The organism is Sphaerochaeta sp. S2, assembly GCF_016406725.1.
GTDB lineage: Bacteria > Spirochaetota > Spirochaetia > Sphaerochaetales > Sphaerochaetaceae > Sphaerochaeta.
In genome coordinates this window covers 1-11,216 of the sequence record NZ_JAEKNT010000492.1, presented here as the reverse complement: position 1 = coordinate 11,216, position 11,216 = coordinate 1, and the positions used below count along the sequence as shown (strand labels likewise).

Annotated in this window: 10 protein-coding genes; 5 read left to right on the top strand and 5 right to left on the bottom strand. The window is 49.8% G+C overall.

Annotated features, from left to right (window positions below):
* The coding region (locus tag JF818_RS14365) for a PAS domain-containing protein (RefSeq protein WP_370570348.1) at positions 1 to 680 on the bottom strand (680 nt) is incomplete at its 3' end.
* Between the two features lie 86 nt (positions 681 to 766).
* Positions 767 to 1,546, bottom strand: a complete 780-nt coding sequence (locus JF818_RS14360) for an HAD-IIB family hydrolase (protein WP_198892661.1) — start codon at positions 1,544 to 1,546, stop codon at positions 767 to 769.
* A 107-nt stretch (positions 1,547 to 1,653) separates the two neighbouring features.
* Here JF818_RS14360 and JF818_RS14355 point away from each other — a divergent pair, with 107 nt between their 5' ends.
* From JF818_RS14355 to dnaE, 3 genes are read left to right on the top strand one after another with little or no spacing between them, the layout of a single operon-like run.
* The gene (locus JF818_RS14355) at positions 1,654 to 2,478 is read left to right on the top strand and encodes a DUF72 domain-containing protein (RefSeq protein ID WP_198892660.1); all 825 of its coding nucleotides are present in this window, start codon (positions 1,654 to 1,656) and stop codon (positions 2,476 to 2,478) included.
* Positions 2,439 to 3,614: a DNA polymerase gene (locus tag JF818_RS14350; RefSeq protein WP_198892659.1), complete on the top strand. Its 1,176-nt coding sequence runs from the start codon at positions 2,439 to 2,441 to the stop codon at positions 3,612 to 3,614. Before JF818_RS14355 ends, JF818_RS14350 begins: the two co-directional genes overlap by 40 nt.
* The gene (dnaE, locus tag JF818_RS14345) at positions 3,589 to 6,534 is read left to right on the top strand and encodes a DNA polymerase III subunit alpha (RefSeq protein ID WP_233067937.1); all 2,946 of its coding nucleotides are present in this window, start codon (positions 3,589 to 3,591) and stop codon (positions 6,532 to 6,534) included. The genes JF818_RS14350 and dnaE overlap by 26 nt, the downstream gene beginning before the upstream one ends.
* Here the strand turns inward: dnaE and JF818_RS14340 are convergent.
* Together JF818_RS14340 and JF818_RS14335 are read right to left on the bottom strand one after the other, a co-directional pair.
* Positions 6,531 to 7,898 (bottom strand): deoxyribodipyrimidine photo-lyase, encoded by a 1,368-nt coding sequence (locus JF818_RS14340; protein WP_233067934.1) that lies wholly within the window; start codon positions 7,896 to 7,898, stop codon positions 6,531 to 6,533. The genes dnaE and JF818_RS14340 overlap by 4 nt on opposite strands.
* Positions 7,899 to 7,985: 87 nt before the next feature.
* Positions 7,986 to 8,696: a hypothetical protein gene (locus tag JF818_RS14335; RefSeq protein WP_198892658.1), complete on the bottom strand. Its 711-nt coding sequence runs from the start codon at positions 8,694 to 8,696 to the stop codon at positions 7,986 to 7,988.
* A gap of 229 nt (positions 8,697 to 8,925) precedes the next feature.
* Here JF818_RS14335 and JF818_RS14330 point away from each other — a divergent pair, with 229 nt between their 5' ends.
* Together JF818_RS14330 and JF818_RS14325 are read left to right on the top strand one after the other, a co-directional pair.
* Positions 8,926 to 10,653, top strand: coding sequence for a thiamine pyrophosphate-binding protein (locus JF818_RS14330; protein ID WP_198892657.1), 1,728 nt, complete (start codon positions 8,926 to 8,928; stop codon positions 10,651 to 10,653).
* Positions 10,650 to 11,009 carry a DsrE/DsrF/TusD sulfur relay family protein gene (locus tag JF818_RS14325; protein ID WP_198892656.1) on the top strand — a complete coding sequence of 120 codons (360 nt, stop codon included), beginning with the start codon at positions 10,650 to 10,652 and terminating at the stop codon, positions 11,007 to 11,009. Before JF818_RS14330 ends, JF818_RS14325 begins: the two co-directional genes overlap by 4 nt.
* A 5-nt stretch (positions 11,010 to 11,014) precedes the next feature.
* Here JF818_RS14325 and JF818_RS14320 read toward each other — a convergent pair.
* A partial coding sequence (locus JF818_RS14320) for a hypothetical protein (protein ID WP_198892655.1) occupies positions 11,015 to 11,216 on the bottom strand: 202 nt, incomplete at its 5' end.

Below are 11,216 nucleotides of genomic sequence, written 5' to 3'. Positions count from 1 at the left end.
GTACCTACTTGCTTGCCAATAATATCCTGTATTGACATCCCCAACAAAGATGCAAAGGAGTGGTTGGTCCGAGTAATGGTAAACGAAGCATCCCAGACAACAATAGGGCTGTTTGCATAGGTAAGCAGGGCATCGAGATAGTCATGGGCTTCTTTCAATTCTGAGGCCATTCGCTTTTGCTTGGTAAGCAGCTCCGTGTAGACAACGATGCCACCTATCTTTCCTTCCTCAGTATACCAAGGTCTGCACTCCCAACGAGTATAATCTATGCTTCCATCTTCATGCACATAGGTATCATCATCACCGGACAAAACCTCCCCTTTCAGACAACGTTGGTGTACGATGCGCAATTTTTCTGGAAGACTGGGAACCACATCATAGTGATGCTTCCCGATGATGGCATTCCCATCAGGAATATGATACTCCTCACAATATTTCTTGCTGACGTAGAGATACCGTAGCTCTGTATCGTGGACTGCGATTGCATAGCGTGAATGCTCTATTACATAGTGAAGCAATGCTGATGTGTGCTGAAGCGAGGTTTCCTGTGTCTGGAACGTTCTTGCCTTACGTTTCTGTATGATTATGATGACCATGAGAAGGATAAGCAGTCCTAAAAGGATTACTGCCACACCAGAAATAGTGAGGGCATACGGCCCTTGGGTTGCACTGATAGGCACCTCCAAATATATTACTCCCTGTCCTCCAAACCAACGTATGACACTACTTTAGCATACCCTCTACTTATCCTCTAGCATTTCCCAATTTACTTTGCGAGTATTTTCCTGATTGTCCCGATCAAATCGTAGCAGTGTTCAAACTCCCTGTCCTTCACCCCTTGGTGTGCATTCCCCATGATATACCCTTTGCCTGCAGCCTCAAGCATGGGGATGTCATTCTCATCATCCCCAAAGGCATAGGTATGGGCAATGGGAACAGAGAAGTGTTCACTGATTGCTCTCAGTGAGATTCCCTTCGAGGTAGGACAGATGTCAAACATCTCCTTGCCAGTGGTAACCACATGAAAGGTAGAGCCCCAAGCCTCCCGGCTTCTCTCCAGGATTGCAGGCATATTGCCATCACATACAGCTGTGATCTGCAGCACATCCCCTGGGATTTCGCTGAATGTGTCAAAGAATCTCGTATATCCTTTTGCCAGATAGCTCTTTGCTTTCAGTTGTTCGCGGGCTACCGTAGGGAGACAGATGGCCTCTGTTGTTGAGATAAGCGCCGTTGCCCCCCATGAATGCAGTGAAGAGGTAATCTGCTCCGCCAAGGAATACTCTATTCCATGATTAGGAAACAACTCTCTTCCCTGGTACAATACCCGGCATCCATTGGAAGCAGAAAAGACCACCTTGGAAGAGACTGGAGAGAAGAGGGGAAGGAGCGCCTCATGGAATCGCCCGCTGGAGATACAGACCAGGAAATCAGCCTGCCTTGCTTCTTCTACCAAGGCAAAGAAATCCGATGAGACGGTTCTCTCCCCATGGGGAAGAATCGTTCCATCCACATCACAGAAAACAATACCGGCATATGTGTGCACATCCACCTCCAAAATGTTGTGCATCAGTATGGCTGATATCCCCCTCAGAGGCAAGATACGGGAGTTTTACTCTTGATTACTTAACATATATATAGTATATCAAGAGTATGAGTATTGTTTTGATTGGAACTTCAGGCTACAGCTATAACGAGTGGATAGGACCAGTGTATGCACCAGGAACGAGGCAAGAAGAGTTCCTTGCCCACTATGCCCAACGCTTTCCCACCGTGGAGCTGAACTTCAGCTACTATCGTATGCCGGAGGCCCCTCAGCTTGCAGCAATGCACAAGAGTGCTCCATCCCTCCAATTCTCCATCAAGGCCCACCAGAGCCTCACCCATACCATTGATCCTTCTTCGTGGAGGGAGCAGGCACTCCTGTTCTCCCATGCTCTTGAACCGCTGGCGGAAAACCAGGTGCTCAGTGCCGTTCTCCTGCAATTCCCCTACTCGTTCCACTATGAAGTGGCAGAGCGAAAATATCTGGACTCACTCCTGAGATCCCTCTCCCCATTCCCGCTTGCCATCGAGTTCAGGAACAGCAGCTGGTACAACAACCGCACGCTCGACTCACTACGAGAGAGGAATATTGCCCTTGCTTCCCTTGACCTCCCCTCGGTGAAAGGCAACCCACCGATGATGGATGTTAAAACCAGCAGCTCACTGGCATATATCAGGCTTCATGGGAGGAATGAGGAGACATGGTGGGGATCGGACAGTGCAAGCCGCTACGACTATCTCTACAGTGAGAAAGAGCTTGCCAGCCTGCTTGGGCGTATCCAGTCATTTACCACACATGCACAGAAGGTACTTATCTACTTCAACAACCATAGAAGGGGTCAGGCAGCAGCCAATGCACTGACGCTGTACCAGTTGGCAGTGGGAGGCAAGGCATGCAAAGAGCAGGTGCAAGCATCATCCATATCAATGTAACTGACTTTGCAGCAGCAGTGGAGGTGGCAAAGAATCCAAGTCTTGCTGACACCCCCTTTGTGGTTGCCCTTGAGGGATCAGCAAGGACTGTGGTACTCACCCCATCCCGCCGAGCGTGGGAAGAGGGGATACGGGCAGGCATGCCCCTCCGCTTTGCAAAGCAGATGATCCCCTCCCTGCAGGTGCTTCCCTGGGACAATCAGAGCACGGCGAAAGCCGATGCAGCAATCACCTCCATCGCACAGGAGTATTCTCCCAGCATCCAGTGTGACCGGGGAGGACATATCTATCTGGACATGCAGGGAACCACCCGTCTCTTTGGCCCGGTGGTGGATAGCGCGGTACAGATCCAGGGCGAGATCAGAAAGAAGCTGAATCTTGAGGCTTCTGTGGCAGTTGCTTCCAATAAACTGGTTGCAAAGGTGGGTACCCGTACCACCCGACCTGCAGGACTTATCCAGGTCAGAGAGGGAGATGAGGCCTCATTCCTTGCCTGGCAGGATGTTTCCTTGCTGAGCGGAGTGGGCTCTGCAACTGCACGACTACTCTCAGTGGCAGGGATTAAGACAATTGGCCAGATTGCTGCCCTTGGGGATGAGCAGGTGATGGCCTTCCTGGGAAAACGTGGTCTTGCCCTTCGAGATGCCGCCCGTGGATTGGATAACAGCCCACTCCAAAACGGATTGCCGGAGAAGCGGATTGTGCAGAGAAAAATCAGTTTTGCGGAACCAATCCTTGAGATGGATGCCCTCAAGGCCGCTGTGGTTGCTGCTGGGGAGGATGCAGCCTTGGCTATGAGGTCTGCAGGACTTGGTTCGGCAAAGATACAGATAGCGTTGCTCTATAGTGATGGAAGAAGAAGCGAGGCTTCCCACCGCATAAAGGGACAGTGGGTCTATGACCATGAAATTGCCCTTGTCGCATGGAAGGTAGCACAGCTGGCGGCAAGCCGGAGGGTACGTATTCTCTCTTGTTCTCTCTCCCTAGGCGAACTCTCCCCACTCGCCCCGACCCTGGACCTCTTTCTTCCCGATTCACAGCATCGCTCTGATTCCCTGCAGCAGGCAGTTGACCGAATGCGCCATAAGTTTGGTCCTGGCATCCTGACCCATGGGACAACACTTGCCCATGCGTAGTCGCCTAGCCCTAAGCACAGCCTACTCCCTTCTCTTCTCCCCTGTTTCGGTTGATGAACTCTTCGACCGTCTACAGGACATGCAGGTAAAACAGGTAGCCATCACGGACCGCGACAACCTCTATGGGTATCCTGTCTATAGGGAAGCAGCAAAAGAGAGGGGAATCTCCCTTATCTGCGCTTGCCTGCTTACCGAGAAGACGGGAGACCTCTTTGTCTTTGTACAGGACCAAGGGGGCTATGAGTTGCTCTGCAAGCTTATCAGCAAGAGGAATCTTGACCCTTCCTTCTCGTATCTTCCTACACTCAAGAAAACTGCAAAGGGACTTGTGTTGGCAACCACAAGCAGTGCAATCCTGAGCGAGCTTGCAGGTAGAGCAGCTGACCTCTATGGTGCGATTACCCCGGATTCCCTGCAAATCATAACCACCGCGAAGAGGCTTGGTGTTCCCCTTCTCGCCGTTGATGGAGCATTCCTTCTTGCCGAAAGCCAAAGGGAAGTTCACCAGGTACTCAGAGCCATTGCCCTTCATAAAAGTGTGGGAAGCCTTACAGGGGATGAGTATTTCCAAAAGGGTGGCATCTTGCTTGAACAGAGGGAGTGGGAGCAGGTCTTTGCCCCCTGGCCAGAGGCCATTGAAAACGCAGAGCGTCTCAGGCCGTATGACCCATTCTCCTCCTCCCTGATCTTCCCCACTTATCCGGTCACTGACATGGGCAACGCAGAAGAGGAACTGAAATACCGGGTCTACCGGGGAGCAGAGAAACGCTACGGGGAGATCAATGACGCCATCATGGAACGAATCGACTATGAGCTGGGCATCATCAACGAGAAGGGGTTCGCCCCCTATTTCCTGGTGATGCACGATATCGTGCTGATGAGCAGCAGGACATGCGGTAGGGGATCAGGAGCTGCATCCATCGTCTCCTACAGTCTCTTCATCACCAATGTGGATCCCATTGCCCATCATCTGTACTTTGAACGATTCCTCTCCCCTTCCCGCCAGGATCCACCGGACATTGATGTTGACTTTGCCTGGGATGAGCGAGACGGGATTTTTGCTGCAGTCTTTGAACGCTTTGGCATTGATCATTGTGCAAGGGTGGCCAACCACAACCGGTTCCGCCTGCGTTCGGCCATTCGCGAAACAGCCCGCTGCTATGGACTGAGTGACGCACAGATCACCAAGGCAGAAGAGACCTTGTTCATGAAGGGAGTCGATTCACTGCTTGACCCCTTGTGGCAGACCATCGTCCGTATAGCCTCATCCCTTGACCGGCTTCCCAAAGAGATATCCATGCACTGCGGGGGGTTGGTTATCACACCCAAGGAAGTAACGTGCTATGCCCCGATCCTCCGCTCAGCTGATGGATATCCCCTGCTGAGCTGGGAGAAGGATGGAACAGAGCAGGCAGGTTTTGTAAAGATCGACCTCCTGGGCAACCGATCCCTTGCAGTCATTCGTGACACCTTGGGAAACCTGCGGGAAGAAGGGGTGTCCATTGATGAAGGAACCTGGCAGCCTGCAGAAGATGCTGATACGATCGATGCACTTGCCTGTGGGAAATCAATGGGTGTCTTCTACATTGAATCCCCTGCAATGAGACAGTTGCAGAAGAAAACTGGACGAGGGGATTTTGCCCATATTGTTATCCATTCCTCCATTATACGGCCTGCAGCAAACAAGTACATCAATGAGTATGTGCAACGCTTGAAAGGCAAACGGTGGGAACCACTCCATCCCAGACTTGCCTATATCCTTGATGAGACCTATGGAATACTTTGTTACCAGGAAGATGTCTCCAAGACAGCCGTTGCCCTGGCAGGATTTTCCCAAGCTGATGCCGACCAACTCCGTAAGGTCATCGCAAAGAAAGCAGCAGGAAAACGGTTGCAGGCATTCAGGGACCAGTTTTTTGCAGGTTGCAATGCTGGTGGGGTAACCACTCCTGTTGCTGAACAGATCTGGCTGATGATGCTCTCCTTCGATGGATACTCCTTTTGCAAGCCCCACTCGGCAAGCTATGCCATGGTATCCTTCCAAAGTGCATACCTCCGTGTCCATCACCCGGCCCATTTCATGGCTGCTGTATTGACCAACCAAGGGGGATATTACCGACCACAGGCGTACATCAGTGAGGCAAGAAGAATGGGCCTGACTATAGCCGGCCCCGATATCAATATCAGCAGGATTACGTACTGGGCAGAAGGAAACACCCTGATTATCGGCTTGATGGCCATCGCTGAACTCAGCAGAAAGGCTATGAAGCGAATTATCGAGGAACGAAAACAAGGGGGGCGGTTCTCCACCCTGGAAGAGGCTTCCCTCCGGCTCTCCCTGGACAGAGAGGATCTTGTTGCCCTGGTAGCCTCTGGCACGTTTGACTCATTGGCACCTGAGAGAAAACGAAGTGAACAGCTCAGGATCCTGCTAACCACCACACGTACTAATCAATCCTATGGACAGGCAGACCTGTTTGACAACCCTCTCCCCTATTGCAAGAAAGAGCAACTTCCTGTTGCCGTACATCGCTCTTTCAGTGAAGAAGAGATCCACCAGGAGTTTGCATCCTTGGGCTTCCTCAGGGATCATCATCCCCTGGTCCTCTACGCACACCTCCTGAGATCAGTTCATCGGATCAAGGCCTCAGAGATCAACCAGCATGTAGAGCGATATGTCACGCTCATCGGCTACCAGATAACCCAGAAACAGGTATTGACCAAGACGGGAGAAAGCATGAGCTTTGTCTCCTTTGAGGATGAGACAGCACTCTATGAGACAGTACTATTCCCTGATCTCTACAATCGTCTCTACCCATTGCTGGCAGGTCGTTGGCCGCTACTGGTCTTCGGCTTGGTAAAGAGTGATGAAGGGGCCCTGATTGTGGAGGTTCAGAACCTGAGAAAACTGGGCTCCTAGATGGATGTTTCTTTTTCAATTCGCTGGAGATAGGCTTTCATGTTGAATTTTCGCTCCAGCCCCTTGTCATTCATGTAGCGGATATTTCCGAATATGGGTCTCTCCACCCATGGGCGGTCATGCTTGCCGAAACACCAGGCAACACCTGCATACCCATTTGGATCACGTCCATCTGCCTGGTAGGTGTTATTGAGTTTCAGTGCCCAGGAAAATCCCTGCTTGGGAGTCGGGCTCCACTCCAGGATCTTTTTTCCCCAGTACATCCTCAGGTAGTTGTGCATTCGACCCAATTCAACCAACTCCTTCTGTGCTGTATTCCAGTAAGGATCATGGGTCTCTCCCTTCTCCAACTCTTCATATCGGTAGGTAACGGGTCTTGGGTCGGCCTCATGCGCCTCCAAGCTCTTCCTCGCCCAGGAGGGAAGTCCCTCATACTGGTCATAGAATGGGTTGAAAGCAACAAAGTTATAGGCAAGTTCACGCCTGACGATCAACTGCTCCAGGAATGCCGGTACATCACTGATATCCAGATCCTTAACCGCGTGGTAGATGGTAACTGGGCTGATCTGCCCAAAATGAAGATATGCACTGAGCCCACTACTGTGGTTCTGTGCAGGATCATTGCGTTTTGTATAATAGCCTACCAAGGTATGTTCGATGAAGTCATCCAGTCTAGAGAGCGCTGCAGCACTGCCCCCCTGCAATGGCAAAACCGAACTACCCTTCTGCTCAATCCCCAGTGATTCAACAAGTAATGGGATGTTTTCAAGATCAGCTGTGTCAAAGGAGAAATCAAAAGATCGGCTCTTCACGCTGATCTCAGGTATCTGAATCTCCTGTGCAAAGTAGGAGATCATGGGTTCAATTTTTCTTCTCAGGGTTGCTGCAGAGTACTCTTCCTTATCACTCACCGCATCAACGGGCACCACTACGTTCGCCTCTACCTCATAGATGGTACAAGCAAGAAACGAGGAAACCTCCTTTCTCCAAGAACGTTCGATGGTGGTGTATGCCCTGTCGACTATAAGACAGGCAATGCTTGATTGAAGCTTTTCCAAACCTTCCACTACCCCAAAGGAAGAGACAAGCAAGGGTATGGAACGCTCCTGCAACTCCTTCTCCACCTCCCGAATACCTTCCAGCATGAAACGGTAGTGACGGGCTGTGGCACCTGCAAAATGTGGAGTAATTCCAAAATAGACAACCAAAGGTTTCTTAAGGGAATTTGCTGTCTCTATTGCAAACGAGAGTGCTTCATTCTGATACACCCTCCCGGATGCCTGCATCCAATACACAACATACGGCTTTTCATGCAGTGTTGGTTTGGTATTGAGTTTCCTTATTCTTTGTTCATCAACAATCATGCCCAAGCGTACCACAGCTTTTACCACTAGAGAAAAGAAATACGGTATCCATCCAAAGATACCGCACAAGATCTTATCGATGTATTCTCATTTCAACACACTTCGTTGATTCCAGAGCTGCCAGGGCTCGTAGGTCCAATTGTTCATCAGCTTCAGTGTTTCCTTGTTCTCTGGTTCTGCTGATTCAATTCTGAACAATACAGCCTTGTTCTCATCATCCTCCACACTTAGGTTTGGATCCTTCTCATACTGGTCACTCATCAGCTCAAAATATGCCTTGTAGCGCCCCAACGAGTCGGTACTGCCTGGCTTGAGTTCAAGACTCACCGGTTCATCGAGTGCAAAGAACTGCCGTTCCACCCATTCAGTTCTCTGGCCATCAAACTCCATGTCCTTGATTGGTGAATTCATGAAGGCATAATCGGTCATCCACAGATACCTGATTCCCTGCAAGGTATAGGTTCCTGGTTGCAGGTTCTCTTTATAGAATACCAATCCCGCCTCCGTCATTCCTTCGATCACAGAGAAGGGAACCTCCTTCCCATTCTCATCGACCACGACGGGGAAAAATCCACTGGTGAAATTCACTTCCACCACATCATCATCCACTGTCCCCTGTTGACCTTCGGTGTAAGCAACAAGCTCCACAAACAACAGTGAGGATTCACTGGATGCAGGAGGAGCAACGTCAAACCCTAACAGTCCTGCCATGAGCGAAGCGCAGGAGCTAAGGGTAAGGGTAATCAAGACCAACAACAGTGCCAAAAGAATGTGTTGTACCTTACTTCCTTTTTTCATAACTTTTACCTCTTCTTGTTTTGTATAGGTAGGCTACGTCCTGTTCTTGCCGGGCACAATGTATTTAAATTGCCTTTTCGCCAAATATCCAAATATTTTTCGTTCATACACTCTTTTGTCTTCTCAATTCGAGGTTAGAGCAATCAAAGAATAAAAACATTGTTCATTCATGTTCGACAGAATTGACTGTTTGTGTAGATTTCTTTAGCATGCCAAAAAGGAGTCCACTATGGCTAAACAACTCAAAACCGGAGCAGAGATTATTGCACGAAGCCTTGAGGATCTGGGTGTACAGTATATCTTCGGATATACAGGAGCGGCTATTCTGCCGGTTATGGATGAGCTAGCAAAGAGCTCGATAAAAATTGTCGTGAATGCCAATGAGCAGTGTGCGGCCTTCAGTGCTGCAGGATACTCGAGGAGCAGTGAGCAGGTCGGGATTGCCATTGTTACCAGTGGGCCGGCCATCACCAATGCACTGACAGCAGTGGCTGACAGCTACGCTGACAGCATTCCCTTGGTGGTAATCGCTGGACAGGTACCAGAGCACAAGCTTGGTACTGACTCATTCCAGCATATTGATGTTGCCTCAGTTTTTGGCCCTACAGCCAAGAAAGTGTACTCTGTTAAAGCCTTGAACAACCTTGAAAAGGTGATCAAGGATGCTTACTTCCTGGCACAATCAGGTAAACGTGGACCGGTAGTCATCGACCTTCCCATGAACCTGCAACAGAAAGCAGCCGGGTATGAAGCACTTCCCCTTGAACAGTTCAGCACCATTTATGATCAGGATGTCCATCTCTCCGCTTCACAATGCAAACAATTTTTCGACCTGTTGATGGAGGCTGACCATCCACTCCTGTATTTGGGTGGAGGGATTAACAGTGAACGTGGAAGTGAAGCCATCAGACGATTCAATGCACGGTTTTCGATCCCATCAGTAAACACCTTGATGGCAAAAGGTGTGGTAAGTGAGCGTGAGGCAACCAACCTTGGTATGCTTGGTATGTTCGGCACTCCTGCCGCCAACAAGATCATCCAGGAGAACGACCTCTTTCTCGCCATTGGAGTCCGCTGGGATGACCGAGTTGCGGAAAAAGTCGGTTTTGCCATCCAGGCGAAAATTGCGTTCATCGACATTCATGCCGACAAGGTACAACAGATTCGGGGAGAAAGGCGACCTGTGTTCTCCTTCATCGGAGATGCCGCAACCATTCTTCACGACCTTTGCGATTGGGCTGATATCCAAGACCTCAAACTCACCATTGATGAATGGAGAGAGCATGCAGCACGGTTAAAGCGTCGTTGGCCTCTTGCCTACAATACTGAAGCAACTACCATCCAGATGGCACAGGTCTTACGTACCTTGGATTCACTCATTGACGAATCTACCATCATCACCACAGGGGTGGGAAACCATCAGCTGTTCTCTGCTCAGTACATCCGATGCCAGAGGCCCCGATCTTTTCTCACCTGTGGTGCCTTTGGGACCATGGGAAGTGGCATGCCGCTTGCTGTTGGCGCCGTACATGCCAATACGGATAAACAGGTAATCGTCGTGGACGGAGACGGAAGTTTCAGGATGAATATGGGTGAGCTTTTCACCATTGGAACAAACTGTCTCCCTATCAAGATACTCCTCCTGAACAACCACGCCGATGGGATGGTCTATAATCTTGAGGATGCTGCATATGAAGGCAGACACTCTGCTACCTGCAGAAAAGAGGATGTCAATTTTGCGAAGATGGCTGACCTGTGCGGTTTCTCCTATAGCAGAAGGATTGAACAGAAAGAAGAGATAGAGCAAGCGCTCAAAGAGTGGATGGAGAGCACTGGACCATGCTTGCTTGAGGTGATCACCGACCGTAAGGAAGTATTGTATCCAGTTGTACGACCTGGGTCATCCTACGCAGATATGGAGCTTGGACCGTTTATACAGGAAAAGGAAATAAAATGAGTAGTATGCTAATGATATTCAATCATGCTCCCTATGATGGAAGCGATGTAACGTGGAATGCCCTTCGTCTTGCTGGACAGCTGCAGCCAACAGGTCATATAGTGCGAATCTTCCTGATGAATGACTCTGTAGATCTTGCACGAGATTCAAACAAGAAACCACTCGAATATGACCAAGACCTATCGCAGATGCTTCGTGACCTGATTGCAAAGGGTGTTCAGGTAAGGGTTTGTGGAACTTGTATGGCCCGTTGTGGTATCCATAAGAACGAACCATATTTTGCAGGCGCTGAGAAGTCCACCATGGCAGCCCTTGCTGAGTGGACTGCCGACAGCGACAAGGTCCTGACATTCTAAGTGCTCTACAGCATTTTCAGATTGAACTTCGGCATAAAGGGGTGGAAACCTTTATCCCCATAATATTCAACAGTGCCCTCACCTATGGGAATTTCATCATATGATGGCCCAAAGTCGAGGGTGTTGTTGTAATAGGTACTATTGGTGGAATCTTCATAGAAATTGAAGGAGTTGGTTACATCAACTGTTATCAGGAGGGTTTTAGGT